We start from the raw sequence: 21679 nt of genomic DNA on the forward strand, positions 1-21679 counted from the left end.
CATGGTTTTCCACAGGCTCGGATTTTTTCGTCGGTCGCGTCCGGTGCTTTGGCGGAAAACCTCGGGAGCCCGGCGATCACCGGACTCCTCTCATGGTTAGAATGGCTTAAGCGGGGATCTTACCAGGTGCCCGTGTTGGCCATCGAACTCCAAGGTTCAGCCGGGGCCTTGGCTTCGCCCTTTTGCAGCAGTTCGATCGAGATGCCGTCCGGTGACTTCACAAAGGCCATGCGGCCGTCGCGCGGCGGGCGGTTGATGGTGACGCCCTTGGCCATCAGGTCGGCACAGAAAGCGTAGATGTCGTCGACTTCATATGCGAGGTGACCGAAGTTGCGGCCACCGGCATAAGTTTCCGGATCCCAATTGTAGGTCAGTTCCAGCAGCGGTGCCGCATCGGCCCGGCCGCTGTCGACATCTTCGCGGGCGGCAAGGAAGATGAGGGTGAAGCGGCCAGCCTCGTGCTCCATCCGGCGCACTTCGGTCATGCCCATCTTGTTGCAGTAGAAATCGAGCGAGGCCTCGACATCGGTCACGCGGACCATCGTGTGCAGGTAGCGCATGGTGTCCTTTCGGAAAAGCTTGAAGCAGCGGGCTACAATCGGCGTGGTGGCATCACCGGGCTTGCCTGGACCTCGATGTGCGACAGAAACTGTCCGGACAAGACCGGGTTCAGACAACCTGACGGGATCTCAAACAGGGCGGTGGGCACCATGACACGCCAATCGGACGCGCGGCAGATAAAGGATGTGGACCAGGCCAGCGCCGTGCTGGCCGAGGTGTTTGCCCGGGAAGGGCGGGTGGTTGTGCTGACCGGTGCCGGGATCTCGACCGAATCGGGCATACCCGACTACCGCTCGCCCGGAGGCATATGGGCCAACACAATCCCTATTCAATACCAGGCCTTCGTCTCAGACAAGGCGGCCCGGCTCGAGGACTGGCGCCGGCGATTCCATTTTGGAGCCGAATTTTCGTCCGCCAGTCCGAACGCAGCCCATCTGGCGCTAGCCCGGCTGGCTGAGAGAGGACAGGTCAATCTCGTCATCACCCAGAACATCGACGGGCTGCACCAGCGGGCCGGACTTGCCGCCGACCGGCTGGTTGAACTGCATGGCAATGGCACCTATGCCCATTGCCTCGATTGCAGGGCCAAAGCCCGGATCGAGGATCAGGAGGCCGTCGTCGCCGCAGGCAGAAGCCCGCGCTGCCAGGCTTGCAATGGCCTTTTGAAAGCCGCCGTCATCAGCTTCGGCGAGGCCATGCCACAGGAGAAGATGGCGCGCGCAGTCGCTGCCGCCCGGCGCTGTGACGTGTTTCTCGTTCTGGGGTCGTCGCTGGTCGTTCACCCTGCAGCAGCGCTGCCCGAGATCGCCGCCGACGCCGGCGCACAGTTGATCATCGTTAACAGGGAGCCGACGCCGCTGGATGACCTCGCTGAGTGGTGCATCCGGACATCGCTTGGCGAGACCTTCCGGCAGTTCTCCTGGGCGTGCTGATGCATTGCAGCAGATGCAACTGTGGTTAGTTAACAAAATCCTCTGGTGGAGGGGCGGGCTGGTGTTATCCTTTTGTTAGGAATCAGGGGGTGCGTGAGTCGGACAAGACTTCTGCCCGCTGGCTGATGCGGCGTAGATGATGGGGCGTTGGACGATGGGGGGAAAGACGGCACAGGATCCCCGACTGATCGAGGCGATGGCCGACGAGGTCGGCGTCGACGTGATCGAGGTCGCGGGAACCATCAAGTGGTTCGACATCGCCAAGGGGTACGGCTTCATAGTGCCGGACAATGGCATGCCGGACATTCTTCTCCACGTCACGTGCCTGCGCCGCGACGGGTTCCAGACCGCCTATGAAGGCGCACGGGTCATCTGCGAAGTGCTCGACAAGGCACGGGGGCTGCAGGCCTTCCGCATCCTGTCGATGGACGAATCCACCGCGGTTCATCCGTCCCAGCTGCCGCCCTCCCGCACCCACGTTCAGGTGGTGCCGGAAACCGGGTTTGAGCGCGCAAGCGTGAAATGGTTCAACCGGGTCAAGGGCTTCGGCTTCCTGACCCAGGGCGAGGGCTCGGAGGATATCTTCATCCACATGGAGACCCTCCGCCGCTTCGGCATTACGGAGCTTCGCCCGGGCCAGGACGTTCTGGTTCGCTTCGGCATGGGTCCGAAAGGCCGCATGGCTGCGGAAATCAGGCCCGTTGGCTCCGGTACACATATCCCGTCGTCCCACTGAGCTGTCGGCTCAGGCGGGACGTGTGATCAGTCAGGACACGAGCCGCCGGGACAGTTTTCCGGCGACATCGAAGGAGTGTGGTTCGCCGCAAGCCAATGAGCTGTTGTCTTCGCTGCTTGGCGTGTTTGGCCAGGCGGCAAGGCGTGCAAGCCCTGATGGGGGTGGTCGCAGAAGCGGCAGCCGCTGGAAAGGGCAGGGGCTTCTGCGAGGAGGCCGGATGTCGGTGTGTTCCGGCGTCATCAGTAAAGTCGAGTTTGCGTTGTCCAGGGGGACTTTGTCATGCGTATCACCCATTTTACGGCGCCGTCGCGCGCCCTTCCCGTTCGTGGCCACCCGGCTCCGACGGCCTCTTGGCGTGAAGCGGCGGCAATCCTTGCCCGGGCCGCGCTGATTGGTGTTATCATCTTGTTCGGCGTCCTTGCCGCCCGTGCCGCCCGCGCCGCCACGGTGTCAGCCGCCGGCCTTCCGGTCGAAACCGTGGCAATTGCAACAGCGACGGGCCCCGTGTCCTTTGTTGCCGAAGTCGTATCCACCGAGGCGCAGCGTGCCATCGGGCTGATGAACCGCAAGGAACTGGCGGCCGACGCCGGCATGCTTTTTGTCTTCGAGCGCGAAGGCGAGCGGCATTTCTGGATGCAGAACACCTATGTTGCCCTCGACATGATTTTCATCGGCGCGGATGGGAAGATCGTGTCCATCGCGCCCGATACCACGCCGTTGTCGCAGAAGATCATCTCATCCGGCGTTCCGGCGCTTTATGTGCTGGAGGTGGTTGCCGGAACCTCGGCCCGGCTTGGCATCGAACCTGGCCAGAGCGTCACTGCCCCCAGCATCCAGCGCCGCTGAGGCTTGCGCCGCATTACCGAGTGTTTTTCAAGGCGAGAATACAATGTGAACACACTCCGGGACAATTCCGGGAAATGTTAACCTGTTCATTCCGTGTTCTCCCAAATTTTCCGCGTTTGTTCGCATTGACAGTGGCGCTATAACCCGTCAAAACCCATGAAATTCAAGGCATCGGGGTATAGCGCAGCCTGGTAGCGCATCTGCTTTGGGAGCAGAGGGTCGCAAGTTCGAATCTTGCTGCCCCGACCATCTTTTCAAGCACTTGGCGAGAGTTCGCCGGCGACAGGATCTGGCCTGCGGGAGCACCGTGGGAGCCAGCGTACCCGGCAGCCCCTGTTCGCTCGCTGCCGCCTCATGCCATTGCCCGCTTCTGCCTGGCCAGGCCGGCCTGCCACACACAACGCTGCATTGCCAAGCGGCTTTTGGTTTCCACCAGACCGCGTCCGTTCCACTGTTGCCGCGCCGCGTAACTTCACGCGGGCTAACATGTTGGGGACGTAGATGGTTTTGGACAGTTTCGACACATCCACCCTCGTTGCCGCCGAGGCCCTGGGCCGCCTGACGGGCGAGATCCGGGCGGCTGGCCTGACGCTGGAAGAAAGCGCTGACTTTGCCGCCTTCGAACAGGCGGCTCAGGCAAGCGAGGATCAGTATCTCATGGAGGATTTCTCCTCCCGGTTTTTCGACCTGCACGCCAGCAATGCCTTCTGGATCGGCGTCCGGGACGGGGAGGGTAAAGTGGCCTCGCTGCAGGCTGCAAAGGTGGAGGATCTGCGCGATCGTCCGCTGGCCGTGTTCTGGCAGCAGCAGCAGCGCCGGATCTTCGCCGACCCCACAGGCGGCACCGCCCGACTCGGCGGCGCCCATGCCGCCGACGCCTTCGAACTCAGTGGCCGTATTGTCTACCACGGCAATCTCTGGCTGCGCCGGGACCTGCGCGGCCGCGGTCTCGCCGAAAAACTGACCCAGACCGGATTTCTTGTCGCTCTCCTGAAATGGCAGCCTGACTGGCTCTATGGCCTGATGGCCGAAACAAACGCCCTGAAGGGGTTCGGCCTCAGGGTTGGCTACCGCCGCTTTGCCCCGCGTGGCACTCACTGGATCGTACCGCCGGCGCATATCCGGCCGGATGACTGGCTGGTCTGGTCGAGCCACGCCGATCTCGTCACGCTGGCGCGTAATATCAGCGCTCGATTGACTGGATGAGGCCGTAATAGGCGCAGAACCGGGTCGGCGCGCCGGCCCGGGGACGCAGGGCGATGATCAGCCGCTCGAAGGCGACTTCAACCGGGGCGCCGTTCAGATGCAGCCGGGTGCGTGCATAGCCATAATAAGCCCCCCGTTCCAGCGCGATGAGATAGCCGTCGGCGGCAGCCGCCTCAAGCTCCGCATCCGGTGTCCGCAGGCCGGAGTCAGGGGATCGCGTCCAGTCGTCGCCAAACAGCTGGCGCTGCGAACAGTCTTGCCCGACGTAGAAAATCGGTGGCGGCACGCCATCGGCAACCTTGTCGGAGCACAGGCTGAGATGGGGCATGTGCAGGCGCAGCCGGTTGTCGGCAATGCCGCCCGATGCGCGCGCATCCTCAAGGAACCGCGCGAGACGCGGATCGGCAAGACCCCGGTCAATGGCATCAAGTCCCAGATCGGCAAACATGTAGTTCGGACGCGCCAGCATGATATCGAGTGCAGTCGTTTGGAATCGAAAAGCCCTGCGTCAGGCATATCGAGCTTGATCCCAAATTGCCGCATTCTTTTTTTGAGGGGATCGCGATTTGTTGACAGGACACGCCTATCTGCAGACCCTGCCGGACCCCGCTTTGCTTTTGCCGACCCCCGTTCGCAACGCCCTGGCGTGAAGGCGGGCGATGGCCATTCGAATGGCAAGCCGGTCAGGCCTCACGCGAGAAAGCGCGCACAAGCAGATCGATTACATCAAGAAACTGCTCCCGCATCTCCGGCAGCAGGTCGCCGACATGCGACACCTGGTAGTCGATGCTGAGGATCATGTCCCACATGTCGGACAGGCCCTTTTCCTCAACAGCTTGTCTCAGGCGGATGAGCCGGGCATTCGTGGGCATGCTGTGCTCATGCTGGTACTGGCTCATGCGCAGCGGTATCATCTTGGGCATCGGTCCTGGAAGGCCGGTTTTGCTGGCGTCAGGGCAATGGGGCGAACGCCAGATGTCCGACCGAATAATTGTCTGATGAACGTAAATCCTATTTCGCCGGTGCGAAAGCAATCGTCGGTGCAAAGCCGATTGTATTTGGCAGACTTTGGCCGCTTTTCCAAAGGGCAGGCCGCGTCCTCCCTGCCTTTCTCCTCCTTCTCCGGTTCTGCAGCAGGCCGGCGGGCCGTGATCGCTGTCCTATGGGCGCGCGTGGGTTGCGATCTGCAGCATCATGTTGACATTGATGCCAAACACGCGGAAAACGGGGCATGTTTCGGGGCCGGCGCAGACGCGCTGCCTGGCTATGGCTGGCAAAGGCTTCCGGGACGCGCGAGACATACAGTCAACATCAGGACACGCGACATGGTTGCGCGCATCTATCGGCCGGCCAAGACGGCCATGCAGTCGGGCAAGGGCAAGACCCAGCGCTGGGTGCTCGAATATGAGCCGGAAGTGGCCCGGACCGTCGAGCCCTTGATGGGGTACACCTCATCGTCAGACATGAAGCAGCAGGTCCGGTTGTATTTCGAGACCGTCGAGGAGGCAGAGGCCTGCGCGTCGCGTCTCGGGGTTGCCTATCGCGTCGAGAAGCCAAAGGACCGCATCGTCCGCGGCGCGTCCTATTCGGATAATTTCCGCTTTGACCGGTCTGCTCCCTGGACCCATTGAACCGCGCTGGCTGGTCGGGACACATCCGTCCCGGACGTGATCAGCGGTTGGCGGTTCACGCATTCTGGCTCCGGTACAGACCGGAGCTTCGCCCGTTTTCAACGGACATCAATTGGCCCCGTAGCTCAGCTGGATAGAGCACTCGCCTTCTAAGCGAATGGTCGCAGGTTCAAGTCCTGCCGGGGTCGCCAGTCCTCTTTTTCAAACAAGTCTCCTGCGGTCTGCAAACGTCTGCTGCTTGAGCGGCGACAGCACTTGAGGTCCAGCCGGCGAGCCGCGCTTCTCAGGCGGCCCGGCGCCGGAAGGCCTACGGCGCCGGGGCATCAGGTTGTCCGAAGGATGCGGACCAGTCCGTCAGGAATCGCGCCCGCTTCATCCGGTCAAGATAGGTCAGGAGGCCGGGGCCGAGACGGATGGGAAACAGGGGTTTGCCGCGCAGGAAATCGACGACCCGTTCCGGCATGGAGACAGTATCAAGAGCCGTAATCGGCACCAGTCCGCCCGAGCGCGCAATTTCAGCTTGCCCTTCGCGCGACAGGAGGTAGGCGATGAAACGCTGGCCGAGTTCCGGGTTCTCCGCCTTGCGGGGGACAAAGGCGGTGCGGCTGAGGACCAGGGTATAGTCGTCCAAGAGGTAAAGGCCGATCCGCGGATCACGTGCAGCGATGTCGAGCGCATAGGAGCCAATGACGTTATAGCCATAGACGAGGCGTCCTTCCCCCAGGGCTTCGAGGATCAGGCTGCTGCAGCAATAGGTGAGCGCCTGCGCGCGGCCGAGCGTCTCGACCAGGCGGGGAAACTGGTAGCCCCGGCGGGTATCCTGTGTTGCGAAAAGATAGCCGACGCCCGAGACGGCCACGTCATAGGTTCCGACCCGCCGGTTATAAAAGGCAGGATCATCGCGGATCTGGCTGGCCAGTTCCAACCGGGTGCGCGGCAGGTCGCGTCCCTCGAAGGCCGGCTTGTTGTAGGCCATCACAACCGGTTCGAAGGTGAACCCCCAAAGCTCGTCCCGCCAGGAGGCCCATTCGGGCAGGGCGGCGGAATCTCGCGGACGAAACGCCCGGGCAAGGCCTCGGTTGACCAAGTCGACCTGGAGGTCCATGGCGGACGAAATGACAACATCCATTCCAGCACCGCCGTTGGCAAGAACGGCGCTGTGCAGCTCCGAGGTGTTGTATTCGGTGTAGACGACCTGAACTCCGGGGTTTGTTGCTTCGAACCTGGTAACTACGTTGCTGATCGCCGACGTGTCGGTGGCACTGTGGATGTTCAGCTGCTGCGCCAGCGCAGCCGCGTTCAGGCCTGCGGTCAGAGTGAGGGCGAGGGCAGAGGCGAGGGCAGAGGCGAGGGTGAGGGCGCGCATCATGCCGCAGCCACCCGGATGGGCATTGCGGGCAGGAGGAGCCGCGCCGAAAGCCCTCCTTCCGGCGAGACGTCGAGTTCAAACCGGCCGCCGTGCGCCTTAACCGAGGCCTCGACGATCGCCAGCCCGAGGCCGGAGCCGCCCCGTGAGCCGAGGCTGGAAAACCGCTGGCGTGCCCGGGTCCTGTCGGCTTCGGCGATGCCTGGACCATTGTCCTCGACACGAAGGTCGAGTGCTGTCTGCCCGCCCAGTTCACCCTGCGACAGGGCAATGCGCACCAGCGGTGCCGTACCGGCATGGCGCAGGGCGTTGTCGACCAGGTTGCGCATGGCTTCGCGCAAGCTGACCGGGTCACCGGCAACCATCAGGTCCTCCGCACCTGGGGTCACCTGGACCTCGAATTCCGGCTCTGCTGAAGAATCCGGGCTCCGGTTGACCTCTTCGATCAGGCCGCGTGCGATGTCGATCATGTCGACCGCCTCCTGCGGGGCGGTGTCTGCCCGGTGGATGACCATGGCGTGGGTGAGAAGCTGGTTTGTCAACCGGATCGTCCGGCTGGCCTGGTCAGCCGCCTTCGCAACCCGCTTGCGCTGGGTCGCAGCATCGACAGTCTCGGACGCCAGTTCCAGTTGTCCGCGCAGGGCTGAAAGGGACGTCCGGATTTGGTGCGCCACGTCCGCGATGAAGGACTCGGCGTTGTCCTTGCTGGCATCAAGGCGCCGCATGAACCCGTTGATCGCAGCGATCAGGCCCGCGATCTCGCGCGGCGGCTGGGCGCGCAGCGGCGCAAGGTTTGCCGGGTCGCGGCCCTGGATATCGGCCTCGATTCCGGCGAGGGGGCGCATTGCCAGATGGATGGCGGACTGCACGCAGACCAGGCCGATCAGGGCCAGCACGGCAAGCATTGCCATGCCCCTGAAGAACAGGTCACGCTGCATCACATCGCGCGCGCCTCGGGTCTGGCCGACCTGGACGGCAACCTCGACCGGGCCGGTGATGCCTGGCACCGACAACTGGCGACGGACGAAACGGACGGCTTCGCCCGTGTGCGGCGCATCGAAGAACTGTCTGTCGGCCACGGGAAGCGAGGCGCGCGGACCCAGGCCCGGCGGGGCAGGCAGATCGGTATTCCCGGTGAGCACCGTGCCGTCCGCCGTCGACACTTGGTAAAAGGCACGGTCGCCCTCGACGAGGGCGAGAATTTCGAGGGCGGAATTGGGAATGTCGACCTGAATGCCGGAGGGCGTTGCGGTGACGCTTTCCAGAATGGCGATGGCGGCCCCGTCCAGCATCAGGTCGAAGGTGGTATCGGCGGCGTCGCGGGCATAGTTCCACAACCCGAAGGCCAGCGCCGCCATGATGACCGTGAACCCGGCGAGCATGGCTGCCATCAGCCGCCGCCGCAGGGAATACGGCCGGTCGGGTATCCTAGTCGCGAACATCGGCAATATATCCCAGACCGCGAATTGTCCGAAGGCGCAGCGGTGATCCCTCCAGCTTGCGGCGCAACCGCACCACCGCCTGCTCGACAGCATTCAGGGTCGGGGTCTCTTCAAAGGTGTAGAGCCGGTCGGCGACTTCCTCCTTCGACAGCACCCGGCCCAGGCTGCCGAGGAACGCCTCCAGCAGCTGCACGTCACGGGACCGCAGTTGCAGGTCCACACCGTTCAAGGTCGCGCATTTCGCTGCACGGTCATAGACCAGCCCGCCGGCGATGAACTGGTTCGCTGCCTGACCCGAACGCCGGCGCACCAATGCCCTCGCGCGGGCCGCCAGTTCCCGAAAATCGATGGGCTTCACAACATAGTCGTCGGCGCCAAGGTCCAGTCCGGAAATACGGTCGTCGATCTCGGAACGGGCGGTCAGGATCAGAACCGGCGTCCGGTCGCCGCGCGCGCGCAACCGGCGCAGGACTTCCGTGCCCTGCAGGCCGGGCAGGTTGATGTCGAGAATGAGCAGGTCGAAATGACTGTGTACGAGCAAGGCGTCGGCCATCGCGCCATCTGCCTCCCGGTCGATGGCGTGCCCTTCGGCCAGGAAACGGTCCATGACCATTTCCGCCAACTCGTCATTGTCCTCGATCAGGAGCATGCGCATGGCCGGAGTATGCCATCTCGCCGATGCTTTGCCAGCCGGAAACCACCCGTTTCAGGCCCATGTCAGCGTCGCGTCAGTTTCGCGTCAAGCCACGGTCAGTCCCGTCAGTTAGGCACAGAGGTGGAGGAGAACAGGCTGTTGCACCCCAGGTCACCGAACGTGGCTCTGGATGGGCGCTGCTGCTCTTGCCAACGACAAACGGGAGGAAACCAGATGAAGATCACACAACTCTTTGTGGCGACGGTCGCGCTCGTCGGCATGTCCGGATTTGCCGCGATGGCCGACATCACGCGGCCCGAGTGCATTGCTCCTGCCAACCCGGGCGGCGGCTTCGACCTCACCTGCCGCGTGGCGCAGGCTGGGCTTGCCGAACAGTTCAAGGAACCGATGCAGGTCACTTTCATGCCCGGCGGGATCGGCGCGGTGGCCTATAACCTGTTCAACACCACCCGGACCGATGACGGCAATGCGATCGTCGCCTTCTCGTCTGGTTCTCTGCTGAACATCGCCACCGGAAAATACGGTGCCTGGACGGAGAATGACGTGCGCTGGCTGGCGTCTGCCGGCACGGATTACGGTGCGGTCGTGGTCAAGGCCGACAGCCCGTTCCAGACGCTCGAAGACGTCGTATTGGCTGTCACAACCGACCCGACGAGTATTGTCTTCGGGGCCGGTGGATCGGTCGGGTCGCAGGACTGGATGAAGGCCGCAATCCTTCTGAAGGCCGTGGGCGCTGATCCGCGCGCCATGCGCTATGTCGCCTTTGATGGTGGTGGCGAGTCCATCGCGGCGCTTCTGGGTGGTTCCATCCAGGTCTATACCGGCGACGTTGCCGAGCAGGCCGCCCATATCGGGGCCGGCACCATGCGCGTTCTGGCCACCTTGGCGCCGGAGCGCCTGGGCGCACCCTATGACAGCTTCCCGACGGCCCGCGAGCAGGGCTATGACGTAGTCTGGCCGATTGTGCGCGGCTATTACCTTGGCAAGAACGTATCGGACGCGGACTATGATGCCTGGGTTGCGGCTTTCAACGCTGCCTATGCGACCGAGGCCTTCGCCAAGAACCAGGCCGAAAAGGGCCTTCTGCCCTACAACAAGGCGGGGGCGGAATTTGCCGCCGAGATGAAGACGGGTGTCGAGAGCATGCGTCTCATCGCACGTGAAACCGGTCTGATCCAGTAATCGTCCTTCTCGTCCGGACCGGGTGGCTGCCTGCCGCCCGGTCCTCGTCGTCTCGCGCAAGGAGGGCGCCATGGCCGACCGCATTTTTGCCGGAGTGCTGCTGCTCGTCGCACTCGGCTATACCTACATCGCCTTCACCGTCATCAAGGCACCATTCCAGTATGACCCGGTCGGGCCGGAAGGCTGGCCCCGGCTGCTGGGTCTTGTGGCGATCATCTGCGCCGGCTTCATTGTCATCCGGCCGGAAATTCCCAATCTGAACCTGACCCGCGCCACGCTGCTCCGTCTGGCGGTGCTGGTGGCGTTGCTCTTCGGCTACGCCGCTGCCTATGAACCGGTGGGCTTCATCCTGTCCACCTGGGCGTTCTGCACGGTGCTCAGCCTGTTCCTGGGCGCGACCCCGAGCAGAGCCGTGGTGTTCGGCGCGGCATCCGGCATTCTCGGATATGCGATGTGCACGGTGCTCCTGAACCTGAACCTGCCTGCGGGCATTTTGAAACCCTGGCTCTGAGGGCATACCGATGGACGCCATCCTTACCGGACTTGGGCAGGGCTTTGCCGTTGCGCTTGACCCTTTCAACCTGTTCCTCGTTCTGATCGGCTGCTTTGCCGGCACACTGATCGGCGCGCTGCCCGGCCTCGGGCCGATCAACGGCGTGGCGATCCTGCTGCCCATTGCCTACAGTCTGAAACTCCCGCCTGAATCTGCGCTGATCCTGCTGGCGGGCGTCTATTATGGCGCCGAGTTTGGCGGGCGGATCAGTTCGATCCTCCTGAATGTGCCCGGCGATGCCAGCGCGGTGATGACCACGCTGGACGGCAACCCGATGGCCCGGCGTGGCGAGGCCGGACGCGCGCTCTCGCTCTCGGCGGTGGCCTCGTTCATCGGTGGCACCTTTGCCGTGGTGATGATGACGTTGTTCGGCCCGCTGATGGCCTCCTATGCGGTCACCTTCTCGCCGTCCGACTATGTTGCGCTGATGGTCTTTGCCTTTGCCTGTCTTGCCTCGCTGGTTGGCTCGAACCCGGTCAAGACGCTTCTTGGGGCGGTGATCGGGCTGATGCTGGCTTCGGTCGGGATTGATGCCAACACCGGGGTGGTTCGCTTCACCTTCGGGGTGCCTGACCTTCTGGCTGGTATCGACTTTCTGGTCATCGTGATCGGCTTCTTCGGGATGGCGGAGTTGATCAGCCTGGTCGAACAGCAGTTCTCGGGCAAGCTTAAGGCGCTGAAGATCGACAAGACCTTCGTCAGCTTCCGCGACATGATGGACGTGAAGTGGACGATCTTGCGGTCTTCCATCATCGGCTTCTTTGTCGGTGTTCTGCCGGGCACGGGCGCATCTGTTGCTTCAGCGGTCGCCTATGGCACCGAAAAGCGCATCAATGGCGCCAAAGGCACGTTTGGTGACGGCGATATCCGCGGCCTTGCCGCCCCCGAAAGCGCCAACAACGCCAGTGCGGGGGGCGCGATGGTGCCGATGCTGACCCTGGGCATTCCCGGGTCCGGCACCACGGCGATCCTGCTTGGCGCGCTCATGCTGTTCTCGGTCACGCCGGGACCGATGATGTTCCAGACCCGCCCCGAGATCGCCTGGGGCCTGATCGCCAGCATGTATATCGGCAACATTGCCCTGCTGGTCATCAACCTGCCGCTGGTGGGCCTGTTTGCCCGCATGTTGACCATACCGCAGCAATACCTGTCGCCGCTCATCGCCGTGATGGCCTTCATCGGGGTCTATTCGGTGGTGTCGAACCCGCATGATCTCTTCATGATCACAGCCCTCGGGGTGTTTGGCTGGATCCTTCGCAAGCTCGACTTCAGCATAGCGCCGATCATCCTCGGTTTCGTGCTGGGCCGCCTGTTCGAGGACAACCTGCGCCGCGCGTTGTCGATCTCGGGCGGAGACTGGGGCATCCTGTTCCAGTCGGTGAATTCGGTCATGCTCTATGCTCTTGCGGCGGGCATGGTGATCCTGCCGATCTGGCTGTCCCGGCGGCGCCGGGCGGTTGTGAACGACGAGTAGGGCCCGACGGTGAACGTCCGTGGACTATCGGTTGCCCTTGGCATCGGCTTTCCCGCTGCGGCGCTTCTCGCCGTGGCGGGAGTGCCGGCCGGCGCGTTGCTCGGTGCCACGGCGGCGGTGGCTGCAGCAGCGTTTGCCGGACTGGGTCCAGTGGTGCCCGACCCCTTGCGCAACCTGGCCTTCGGCATCATCGGGCTGTCGCTTGGGGCCGGCATCTCCAGTGACATCATGGATGATATCGCGCGTTGGCCGGTCAGCCTGCTCGGGCTGGCGTTGACAATCGTGCTGACCATGGCTTTGACCGGGCGCCTCCTGGTGCGCCGGTTTGGCTTTCAGCCCGATACCGCGGCTCTGTCGGTGTCGCCGGGAGCCCTGTCTTACGCGGTGGTGCTGGCGGGGCAGGGACGTGGCGACTTGCGCTCGGTCGTGGTCCTGCAAAGCATGCGGCTGCTTCTAGTGACCTTGTGCCTGCCACCGGCCATCGCCGCGCTGGCCGGCGTGCCCGCATCCGGTCCAGGCGCCGCCGGTGGGGCAGGGCCGCTCGCCCTGCTGCCGACATTGGTGCTCATTCTGGCCGGCATGGCCTGCGGCTGGGCGCTCGAGAGGGCAGGTAGCCCGGCAGCCTATCTTCTGGCGGGGCTGGCGGTCAGCGGGCTGGCCCATGCCCTCGGCTGGGTACAGGGGTTCTTGCCCGGCCCGGTTGTCTTCTTCGGCTTCGTTGTCACCGGTGCGGTGATCGGCAGCCGGTTCACCCGGATCGCACGGTCAGACCTGAAGGTCCTTGCGGCAGCGGGCCTGGCGGTGACGACCGTGTCGGTGGCCCTGTCAGCGCTCGGGGCACTGTGCGTGGCCTGGCTGACCGGCCTCGCGTTTCCTGTGGTTTGGGTCGCTTTTGCTCCGGGCGGGGTCGAGGGCATGGCGGCCATCGGACTTGCACTTGGCTATGATCCGGCATTTATCGCCACGCATCACATCTTCCGCATCATCGCGGTGATTGCCCTTCTGCCGCTGGCCTTGCGCCTGGCTGGACGCTGATCAACACGACGTAGGCCTGACAGCGCGCCACTTCATCTCGCGATAACGCTCTGGGATCTGCTATTTTGCCGGCGTCCGACTGCTTTGGTGACAAGCTTCAATATCCGTTGATTATTCAGTCGTTTGTTATCCACAGTTAATCTTCGTTGTTAGCCGCTTCATGTGCGCTCTGACCTTGCGGCAGCTCGGCTCCTGCGAAGCGTAGAGTTTGATTCTCTGGAGTGTCTCGTTTCGCGTAGGGCCTTCGAAGCCATTCTCATGGCCACTAAAGACACTTCGGTTTGTCTGCGCTCCGGCGGCTGCCGAGCGGATCAGGGGACCAGCCAGGGCAGGCGCGCGCAACCGCAGCAGGAACCGGCGGGATCGGTGGCGTGCCGACGCCGGTCAATCATCGAAACATGCAACAAAGGACCCGGCCTCCGAGCGTTGCGGCCTTAAAAGCCACGCATCTGGCAACCGGAACAAGCCGAAGAAGGCGGTGCCCTGGCCTTGGCAGGCGATACAAGAGTGGATCATGCAAGCCGAAGCCAGCGGGAGACCACGACGCAATCAGCGACCAAGATTACAGCTTAGACGAAGACCTGACTTCTACGTCGTTTGGTCGGAAATGAGAGCGGCGGGCTGCTTTATCATGCGTGAAAGCCTGCCATCGCGGCGGGGACGCGCGAAACGGCAGGCTTTTGGCTGTGGTTGATCAGTTCGCGGTCATGTCCTGCACCCGATCGACGGGCGTGAACTTCGACTTGATGGCCGCGTTGATTTCCTCGGATTCCTCGTCGAGGGCCTTCAGGGCCAGGCTGAGCAGATAGGCGCAGAAGGCGCGGCCATCCTTTTCCGCCTCGCGGCGCGTGAAATAGATCATGCGCTTCAGCGACTCATTCGTGAGGTCGCTGTCATGGCCCGCGACTGCGTTCGGGCTCTGGGTGATATCGGCAGCTTTCGACATCTGGATCCTACCGTTCTACTACTGGGCCTCACTGGACCGGTCGGCGCGTGCCCGATCGGGCCGGCCATCTGCATCCTGCGGCGCGATCATCCGTTCGCAGCGTGAAACTTGCGTGATACGGTGACAGGACGCGGGCCTGAGTCAAGCTGGCACCGCGCGATCCGGAGGCTGACGGTCATCCGGGATAATGGGGCCTCAGCGACACATTGACGATGCCTGGACGACTTTTCCTGCAATGCCTTGGCCCGGTGCGCCTGTTCGCGCCGGGGGGCGAGCCGTTCTCGTTCAAGACGCGCAAATCGCTGGCCCTGATCGGGTTTCTCCTGCGTCGACCGGGTTTTTCCGCCACCCGATCTGAAATCGCCGCGCTGTTGTGGAGCGAGGGCGATCGCAACCGGGCAACCGTTTCTTTGCGCCAGGCGGTCTCGCATGTCCGCCAGGCGGAGGCGGCCTGCGGGGTGCCACTGATCGAGGCGACGCCCACCGGGATCAGTCTGCTCGGCGAATCCCTCACCACCGACCTCGATCTGTTGCAGCAGCTCCTGGCCGGCCAGGTTCCCTTCGACGCCGACCGGCTTGCCCGTCTCTGGGGCGGTGACTTTCTCAGTGGCTTTGACGCCATCGATCCGGCCTTTGCCGAATGGCTCGGGCTGGAGCAGGAGCGGGTGCGCTCCAGCGTCATCGAAAAGGCTGTCACTGCGCTTGAGGCGCTGCGGCGGGTGACGGACGCGAGCGCGGCAATGCAGCGCGAGGTCATAGCCGGTTTTCTTGTCAGCCTCGATCCGGCCAATGAATTTGCCCACCAGACCTTGATCCGGCATTTTCTGGACCAGGGCCGGCGCGAACGGGCCATGCAGCAGCTGCGCGACTGCACGAGGGAATTGCGTAACCTTCTCGACGAGGAGCCGGATCCGGCGACGCTGCAACTGTTGGAACAGCCGGCCAGGGCGGGCCAGGCCGTACCGCACCTCGCGCGCCTGGTGCCGCCGGCAGATCTGTCGGCCGAGGCGTCGCCGGTGACGGCGTCCGCCGCACCGATCCCCTCCGGGCAATCCATGGCTGATTCCATGGTGGACTTGCCGGCGCTTCGCCGGGACATCACCCTGCCGGTCCTGTCGATTGCCAGTCTGTCCTTCGAGCGCGAGGCCGATCATGTTGCGCTGTCGCTGCGCGATGACATCGTCGCCGGTCTTTCGGCCTACCGCTGTTTCGAACTGTTCGAGGCGGCCTACTGGATGGGCGAGGACGGAACGGCGCCGATGCGGGTGGATGGCGGTGAACTGGGCAGTTTCCTGCTGCGCTTCCGCCGCGACCGCATGCTGAACCGGATCTACGTCCAGCTGGAGAACCGCAGCAGCGGCCAGATCGCCTTCAACGAAGTCATTGACCTGACCCTTGCTCGCTCGCGCTCCGAGCGGATCGAGGCCGTCTACCGGACGGTGAGCCGGGTTTATGGCCATATCATCGGCCGGCTGCGCCAGCGTCCCGGTCGCTCGGCGTTTTCGCGCTGGTGTCAGGCCGAGGCGCTGATCTGGGAATTCAACCTTGCGTCCGACCGCAAAGCCCTCCAGATCCTCAGCGAACTCGAGCAGTCTCACGACAATTTCAGTCTGATCTATGCCGGTCGCTGTTCGATCCTGATGAAACAGGCGCTGTGTTATCCTTATCCGGGGATCGGCAGCCTCGACCAGGACGAAGTCCTGACGCTTGCCGAGAAGGCAGTCGCTCTGGATCCCTGGCAGGTGGTCAACCATCGCATGAACGGCTGGACGCTGATCCAGTCCGGCCGCGCCGATGACGCTGGACGGGCGTTCAAACAGGCGCTCGCGCTCAACCCGCTCGATCCGATGAACACCATTTCCGCCGCCGAGGCTCTGGCGCATATCGGCGATATCGGCAAGGCGACCGAACTCGCCCTCCGCGCTTTTGAGGGCCTGGCCACGACGCCGCGCATCGTCTACGGCTACATGGCAAACATCTTCTTCGCCTCGGGGGATTTCGACCGGGCGGCCGACTATTCCCGCCGGGGGCCGATCGACAACATCCATGTCCTTGCCACCCGTCTTGCCGCCCAGCATGGCGCCGGCCTGACGGAAGAGGCGGCCGCGACACGGTCCATGCTCCTCCAGCGGATCGGAACCCAGTTCGGCCGGCTCGATCCATCGGCCCATTCAGCCGAACTGACGGCCTGGCTCGAGCAGGTTAACATGTTCCAGGCGCCGGCGATCCGGGCGACGTTCAATGCCGCGCTCGACACCTTGCGTGAGACGCTGGGTCTGCGTCGCCTGTGACTGCCGCGCGATGCGGCTGCCTCAGTTGCGCCCGCTGGCCGCATCCGGTGCGGTTGCTGTTCCAAGGGTGCTGTCGGCAATGCCGTTGAGATAGTCCTCGTCGACCCGGTCAAGCTTGGCCGGATTGTAGCGGTAAGGCAGCACCACGTGCCGCTTTGCGGATGTGTCGCAAACGACGGTGAAGTCGAACAGCGCGATGACATCCGCCGGTACACCGGCCTTGGCCAAGACGGCTTTCGGATTGTCGACAAGGGCCTTGCGCTTGGATGGATCCGTTCCGGCCTCGGCAAGGACACGTCCGAGGGCCGCGACTTTGCTGGCAGGCATCGGGAAGCGAGCCATGGCTGTTTCTCCGTGAGGTCGGGCAGGAGGCCGGGCCATCAGCCCCGCTTGGTGAAGCGGGGCCTCCAGGCAGGGTTTTCAGTTACTCGGGCAGGATTTCGTAGAAGCAGATGCCCAGGGCCTTGCGGCCGAGTTCGGCGAAATAGGCCGCGTCGCCGGCTTCCACGCGGGCAGCGTCCAGATCGGCAGGAACAACGAGATGCACGCTGTCGACACCGTCGGCCAGCACGGTGGTGCCGGAGGTTGCGGCTTCAACGAGCGCGGCGGCTTCGCTGGCTTCACCGGTGTTGACCAGCTGACCGATGCGGGCGCCAAAGCTGACGAGTGAGTCACGGGTAATTTCCTGACGCATGTCGAACCTCTGTCAGTCGCAAAGACCAGGCGGCGGGCATGAGTGTCCCGCTGCCGCTGGTGCTTGGGGTGCGCCGCGGCCTGCCGTTGGGTCTTTGGGCCCGTTGTGGGCCGGTGTTGGAACGGATGTCTTGTTGTTGAGCCCTGGCCGGTGCCAGTGGAGGGTTCCAGGCCGGCAGGTCAGGACCTTGCTGCCGGACCGGAACCGCATGGTCCGTCCGAGCCCCTTTACCTTCATCGCCCCGATTGCGTTCAGCAAGGGGGGCTGTCAGGCTCCCCGTCAACGCAACTGGCGGATGGTCCCGGGCTGTGGATAAAGTTAACACTGTCTTAAAGGGAGGGGGCGGGCCGCTTGCGCCGGGCCGGGAAGCTTCGTCTTGCCTCCGGAAAAACCTTGCTCAGATCGGTCAGGTTCTGGGTCTGCAGCAAACGGGAGCAAGCGTCCCCGAGGCCGTTGCGCCCGCTGCGTCGCTGCCGCCCGATCTCACGCCCTTCCTGCCGCTTCTTGAGGCGTGGCCGCTGGCGATCCGGGCCCTTCCGGTGGACGGCAGCGGTCTCTGTCTGGTGACTGCGATGCTGGATGCGCCGGCCGCCAGTGTCACGGCAACATCTGAAAACAGCTGGCGTGCCAATGCTTTGAAGAGCCTTGAGGCACTTGTCAGCGGCGGGCAGGGGGAAAGCCGGCTCGGAGCGCTGCAATCCTGCCTCGGGGAGATGGCCGAACGCCTCAGTCTCGTGTCCCGCGGCCTGACGGATCCGCTCGTTCATGTTCACGATCAGGGGCTTGCGGAAATTGCGGCCGGGACGTTGCTGCGCTTCAGCCCAGGGCAGGAGCAGGCTCTGGTCCGGACCTACCCGGTTCTGGCTCGGCATTGGACCGGCACGGCGATTGACTGGAACGCGCTGTCGCCCCGCCGACTTGCTGCGGTGCCCCTTGACGGGGGTGGGGCCGTTCAGCTTCCGTCACTTGGACAACTGATCGGGGAGGGCACCTGGTCTGGTCTGACTGGCTTGCCGCTTGCGTCCTCCGTTGGAACGGCGGTCTGGGCGGACCGGGAGGAGGCGCGCCGCAGGGCCCTTGCCGAAGCCGGCGAGCGCGATGCGGTGGGCCTTTGGTGGTACAACCGGCTGGGGATAACTCCGCTTGCCATGGGGGTGGTACAGGAGGTTCTGCCTGAAATTTGTGCAAGTTGGATCGCTGACCGTCAGCGCGTCACCCGATTTTTCCTGCTTCCGAGCGAACTGGCACAGCATGTCGTGATGGCCTTGTCCTGGACAGGCGACGGGCGGATGGGTGTCGGCGGCTTTGCGGCGGCTGCCGATGCGGCCGCTGCGATCCGCTCGGCCTTTGCCGAACTGGTTCAGGGGGAGCGGATGCTCGATCTCCGGCTCTCTGGCTTGTCCGGCCAGATGCCCGGTGCCAATCGCTTGCCGCCCGCGCTGGATCTGGCACTCAACCGTGACATCCGAACGGAGTTCCGGCTTGTTCCGGACAGTGCTGTGGCGGCGACCAGTCTTCCGCCCGCCTTCACGCCGGACGCGTTGGCCACCAGTCTGCTGGACCGGCGGATGAGGGTTTATATCCTCGATCTGACCCGCCCGGACATTGGTCTTGCCTGTGCGAAAGTGGTCAGTCCCGACCTGATTGACTGGCAGCCGCGCTTCGGAGGCTGGCGTCTCAATGGACCGGACCATGCGGAAGGCGGACAACAAGGCATTGAAAGAGAGAGAGATTTCTCCAGTCGACCGTTTCCGTTCTGATGGCGCCGTCGATGCAAAGGTGTACGCTTGACACGCAGGCGGTCCCGGCCTAGAAAAAAGATGAGATTGAAACTCCACTTTTGGAGCGGCGTTCTCACCGGCTCTCGCCGGTTCCCCTCTTGGGGTCTCTGGAAACCAGACTTAACGGCGGGCCTTCGGGTCCGCCTCTTTTTTTGCCGCTGAGGCCGGTGTCTGGAAATATCTGGAAATATTTCTCCCGATCCTTGGCGGCATGTCTTTCAAATCCCTACGGGAAACCCCATATCCACTCCAAAGGGCCGTTTGTTAAGGCCTGTAGTCAACCGGAGCCCGTCATTCGGAGCCCGTTACCGGAGAAGGAAATGCCATCCGTGTCTCGCCGTTTCACCCGTATTACGACTGCCGCCATTCTCGGGTTTGCTGCCCTGCTCATTGCCGCCGATTATGCTGAGGCGCGTCGCGCGGGCGGTGGCGGAGGCTTCGGCAGCCGAGGCACACGCACCTTCCAGTCAACACCGGCAACCCCGACCGCGCCCGGCACTGCCGCGCCGATTGAGCGTTCCATGACCCCTAACCCCGGCCCGACCAACCCGGGCGTCAACCAGGCGGCCCGTCCGGGCGCACAGGCCCCGGCGGCCCAGCAGCCAGGCCTATTCGGCAGCTTTGGCCGCTCGATGCTGGGCGGCCTGATGGTCGGCGGTCTCATCGGCATGCTGATGGGGCAGGGACTGGGCGGTATGGCCGGCTTCTTCGGCCTGCTGCTGCAGATCGGCGTCATCGCCCTGATCGTGATGCTTGTGATGCGGTTCCTGGCCAGCCGGCGTCAGCCGACCCCGGTGCCGGCCTATGCATCTGCCGGCGGTGCAAGGCCGCGTCCGGACGCGGACCGGTTCAACAGCCAGTCCAGTGGCATGAACGCCCGCTCCGACATGGCGACAAACACCGCCACACTGGCAACCGGTGGCCTTGCTGGTCTCGCTGGCGGCCTGTTCTCTGGCGGGGCGTCCGACGCTGCTGCTGCCCAGCTGGCCGGGACGCCAATCGAGATCGAAGGGGCGGATTTCGACCGCTTCGAGCAGATGCTGACGGACGTGCAGGAGGCCTACGGCCGCGAGGATTTCGCCGCCCTGCGCCGTCTCGCCACCCCGGAGGCCATGTCTTACCTTGCCGAGGAACTGGGCGAACTGGCAACCGAAGGCCGCCGCAACCATGTCACGGACGTCAAGCTGCTGCAGGGCGATCTCGCCGAGGCCTGGCATGAAGACGGCACCGACTATGCCACCGTTGCCATGCGCTATGAGAGCATCGACGTGATGCTCAACCGCGAGACCGGCGACGTCATCGAGGGCAATCCGGACCTTCCGGGTGAAAGCACCGAGATCTGGACCTTCGCCCGCAAGCGCGGCGGCGACTGGAAACTCTCCGCAATCCAGGGCGTGTCCGCCTGATCCAGTGTGCTGTGATGAAACCGAGCCCGGCCAGGTGCCGGGCTCAGGCTGATGGCAGACCCTCTATCGTCATCCCGGGCGCAGCGGAGCGGAGACCCGGGACCGGAGAGCCGAGGTTTTTCCTAGGGTAACTCATTGAAATATAGAGGCCCCGGCTCTCCGGTCCTGGCTCGGCGCTGCGCTTGGCCGGGATGACTTCGGTGAGGTCGAGGCTTGTCATCAACCTCAGCCCGGCCAGGTGCCGGGCTTTTTTGCGCCCGTCAGCGGTTCACCAGCACCGGCCGGCCATCAGCCTCTGGCCGTGACAGGGTCATCACCCAGAAATGCCGCCAGGTCCCGTCCGAGCGACGGACCCGGGCAAGACCCATCCGCGTGACATAGGGATTGAGCAGGTTGCGGTCGTGTCCGGCCGATCCCTGCCAGCCGGCAAAGGCCGCCTCCTGCGAGGCGTAACCGGCCCCGAGGTTCTCCGCCCCTGCATAGTTGCGGTAGCCTGCCGCATCCAGCCGTCCCGACAGTCCTTCTGCGCTGTGCTGCCGCGTCTTCATGCTGTCGCGCTCGGCGATGTAGCGGGCCATGTCCGCCGAGACCTGCGTCAGCCGAGGGTCCAGCGAGACGGGGGCCACGCCCTTGCTGGCGCGATAGGCATTGAGTTGTGCCAGCATGGCCGGTTCATCCACGGCAACGGGCTCGATGACGGTCGCAGGGCCAAGCTTGGTTGGTTCCAGCCCGGCGCAACTTGCAAGGGCGAGGCCAAGGGCAAGGGCAAGGCCAAGTCTGGTAAGGAACAGGCGACGGGTCTGCATCGGCGGTTTCATCTGGCGCTCCGGATCGGATCGTCTCGCAGTAGGACAGTTTGGCGGCAAGGCCAAGTCGAGAGGCAGGCTTTTATGGGGCTTTTCTGCGCGTCAGCCCTGCATTACATCCGCTGGCGGTCCCTTC

At 63.9% G+C, this 21679-nt stretch carries 22 protein-coding genes and 2 tRNA genes; 14 read left to right on the top strand and 10 right to left on the bottom strand.

Annotated features, from left to right (window positions below; all coding sequences use genetic code 11):
- Positions 1-119: 119 nt before the first annotated feature.
- The gene (locus ACTIFE_RS07830) at positions 120-560 is read right to left on the bottom strand and encodes a VOC family protein (protein ID WP_439528595.1); all 441 of its coding nucleotides are present in this window, start codon (positions 558-560) and stop codon (positions 120-122) included.
- A gap of 150 nt (positions 561-710) precedes the next feature.
- On the opposite strand from ACTIFE_RS07830, the gene ACTIFE_RS07835 reads away from it, so the two are divergent.
- The 5 genes from ACTIFE_RS07835 (at position 711) to ACTIFE_RS07855 (ending at position 4281) form a co-directional block, all read left to right on the top strand.
- Entirely contained in the window at positions 711-1493 is a 783-nt protein-coding gene (locus ACTIFE_RS07835; protein ID WP_439528596.1) for an SIR2 family NAD-dependent protein deacylase, read from the top strand.
- A 154-nt stretch (positions 1494-1647) separates the two neighbouring features.
- On the top strand, positions 1648-2229 hold the full coding sequence (locus ACTIFE_RS07840) for a cold-shock protein (RefSeq protein ID WP_439528597.1): 582 nt from the start codon (positions 1648-1650) through the stop codon (positions 2227-2229).
- A gap of 279 nt (positions 2230-2508) precedes the next feature.
- Complete coding sequence (locus tag ACTIFE_RS07845) at positions 2509-3075, top strand: DUF192 domain-containing protein (protein WP_439528598.1); 567 nt, start codon at positions 2509-2511, stop codon at positions 3073-3075.
- Positions 3076-3247: 172 nt separating this feature from the next.
- Positions 3248-3324: transfer RNA gene (locus ACTIFE_RS07850), tRNA-Pro, on the top strand.
- 252 nt (positions 3325-3576) lie between these two features.
- Positions 3577-4281 (top strand): hypothetical protein, encoded by a 705-nt coding sequence (locus tag ACTIFE_RS07855; RefSeq protein ID WP_439528599.1) that lies wholly within the window; start codon positions 3577-3579, stop codon positions 4279-4281.
- Here the strand turns inward: ACTIFE_RS07855 and ACTIFE_RS07860 are convergent.
- Complete coding sequence (locus tag ACTIFE_RS07860; RefSeq protein ID WP_439528600.1) at positions 4259-4750, bottom strand: hypothetical protein; 492 nt, start codon at positions 4748-4750, stop codon at positions 4259-4261. The genes ACTIFE_RS07855 and ACTIFE_RS07860 overlap by 23 nt on opposite strands.
- Positions 4751-4964: 214 nt before the next feature.
- On the bottom strand, positions 4965-5153 hold the full coding sequence (locus ACTIFE_RS07865) for a hypothetical protein (RefSeq protein WP_439528601.1): 189 nt from the start codon (positions 5151-5153) through the stop codon (positions 4965-4967).
- 453 nt (positions 5154-5606) lie between these two features.
- Between ACTIFE_RS07865 and ACTIFE_RS07870 the strand changes: the two genes are divergently transcribed.
- Together ACTIFE_RS07870 and ACTIFE_RS07875 are read left to right on the top strand one after the other, a co-directional pair.
- The gene (locus tag ACTIFE_RS07870) at positions 5607-5912 is read left to right on the top strand and encodes an ETC complex I subunit (RefSeq protein ID WP_439528602.1); all 306 of its coding nucleotides are present in this window, start codon (positions 5607-5609) and stop codon (positions 5910-5912) included.
- A 114-nt stretch (positions 5913-6026) separates the two neighbouring features.
- Positions 6027-6103 (top strand) — tRNA-Arg (locus ACTIFE_RS07875).
- 116 nt (positions 6104-6219) lie between these two features.
- Here ACTIFE_RS07875 and ACTIFE_RS07880 read toward each other — a convergent pair.
- Genes ACTIFE_RS07880 through ACTIFE_RS07890 form a run of 3 tightly spaced genes read right to left on the bottom strand, consistent with a single transcriptional unit; the run spans position 6220 to position 9375 of the window.
- Positions 6220-7281 (bottom strand): ABC transporter substrate-binding protein, encoded by a 1062-nt coding sequence (locus tag ACTIFE_RS07880; RefSeq protein ID WP_439528603.1) that lies wholly within the window; start codon positions 7279-7281, stop codon positions 6220-6222.
- Positions 7278-8720, bottom strand: coding sequence for a sensor histidine kinase (locus ACTIFE_RS07885; protein WP_439528604.1), 1443 nt, complete (start codon positions 8718-8720; stop codon positions 7278-7280). The genes ACTIFE_RS07880 and ACTIFE_RS07885 overlap by 4 nt, the downstream gene beginning before the upstream one ends.
- Positions 8707-9375 (bottom strand): response regulator transcription factor, encoded by a 669-nt coding sequence (locus ACTIFE_RS07890; protein ID WP_439528605.1) that lies wholly within the window; start codon positions 9373-9375, stop codon positions 8707-8709. Before ACTIFE_RS07890 ends, ACTIFE_RS07885 begins: the two co-directional genes overlap by 14 nt.
- Before the next feature lie 213 nt (positions 9376-9588).
- Here ACTIFE_RS07890 and ACTIFE_RS07895 point away from each other — a divergent pair, with 213 nt between their 5' ends.
- The 4 genes from ACTIFE_RS07895 (at position 9589) to ACTIFE_RS07910 (ending at position 13619) form a co-directional block, all read left to right on the top strand.
- Entirely contained in the window at positions 9589-10557 is a 969-nt protein-coding gene (locus tag ACTIFE_RS07895) for a Bug family tripartite tricarboxylate transporter substrate binding protein (RefSeq protein WP_439528606.1), read from the top strand.
- Between the two features lie 70 nt (positions 10558-10627).
- Complete coding sequence (locus ACTIFE_RS07900; protein WP_439528607.1) at positions 10628-11068, top strand: tripartite tricarboxylate transporter TctB family protein; 441 nt, start codon at positions 10628-10630, stop codon at positions 11066-11068.
- Between the two features lie 10 nt (positions 11069-11078).
- Positions 11079-12584: a tripartite tricarboxylate transporter permease gene (locus ACTIFE_RS07905; protein WP_439528608.1), complete on the top strand. Its 1506-nt coding sequence runs from the start codon at positions 11079-11081 to the stop codon at positions 12582-12584.
- A gap of 9 nt (positions 12585-12593) precedes the next feature.
- Positions 12594-13619 (top strand): AbrB family transcriptional regulator, encoded by a 1026-nt coding sequence (locus ACTIFE_RS07910; RefSeq protein WP_439528609.1) that lies wholly within the window; start codon positions 12594-12596, stop codon positions 13617-13619.
- Between the two features lie 694 nt (positions 13620-14313).
- Here the strand turns inward: ACTIFE_RS07910 and ACTIFE_RS07915 are convergent.
- A complete protein-coding gene (locus ACTIFE_RS07915; protein WP_439528610.1) occupies positions 14314-14565 on the bottom strand; it encodes a hypothetical protein in 252 nt (83 codons plus the stop codon).
- 212 nt (positions 14566-14777) lie between these two features.
- Between ACTIFE_RS07915 and ACTIFE_RS07920 the strand changes: the two genes are divergently transcribed.
- Positions 14778-16856 carry a BTAD domain-containing putative transcriptional regulator gene (locus tag ACTIFE_RS07920; protein WP_439528611.1) on the top strand — a complete coding sequence of 693 codons (2079 nt, stop codon included), beginning with the start codon at positions 14778-14780 and terminating at the stop codon, positions 16854-16856.
- Between the two features lie 21 nt (positions 16857-16877).
- Here ACTIFE_RS07920 and ACTIFE_RS07925 read toward each other — a convergent pair whose 3' ends face one another.
- Positions 16878-17198, bottom strand: a complete 321-nt coding sequence (locus ACTIFE_RS07925; RefSeq protein ID WP_439528612.1) for a hypothetical protein — start codon at positions 17196-17198, stop codon at positions 16878-16880.
- A gap of 82 nt (positions 17199-17280) precedes the next feature.
- Positions 17281-17550, bottom strand: coding sequence for a hypothetical protein (locus tag ACTIFE_RS07930; protein ID WP_106752333.1), 270 nt, complete (start codon positions 17548-17550; stop codon positions 17281-17283).
- Positions 17551-18122: 572 nt separating this feature from the next.
- Between ACTIFE_RS07930 and ACTIFE_RS07935 the strand changes: the two genes are divergently transcribed.
- Together ACTIFE_RS07935 and ACTIFE_RS07940 are read left to right on the top strand one after the other, a co-directional pair.
- A complete protein-coding gene (locus ACTIFE_RS07935; RefSeq protein WP_439528613.1) occupies positions 18123-19310 on the top strand; it encodes a YcaO-like family protein in 1188 nt (395 codons plus the stop codon).
- A gap of 341 nt (positions 19311-19651) precedes the next feature.
- Positions 19652-20737 carry a Tim44 domain-containing protein gene (locus ACTIFE_RS07940; protein WP_439528614.1) on the top strand — a complete coding sequence of 362 codons (1086 nt, stop codon included), beginning with the start codon at positions 19652-19654 and terminating at the stop codon, positions 20735-20737.
- Positions 20738-20997: 260 nt separating this feature from the next.
- On the opposite strand, the gene ACTIFE_RS07945 is transcribed toward ACTIFE_RS07940, so the two are convergent.
- Positions 20998-21555, bottom strand: a complete 558-nt coding sequence (locus ACTIFE_RS07945) for a CAP domain-containing protein (protein WP_439528615.1) — start codon at positions 21553-21555, stop codon at positions 20998-21000.
- Between the last annotated feature and the right edge of the window lie 124 nt (positions 21556-21679).

The sequence above is a fragment of the Pannonibacter sp. genome (assembly GCF_051860505.1).
GTDB lineage: Bacteria > Pseudomonadota > Alphaproteobacteria > Rhizobiales > Stappiaceae > Pannonibacter.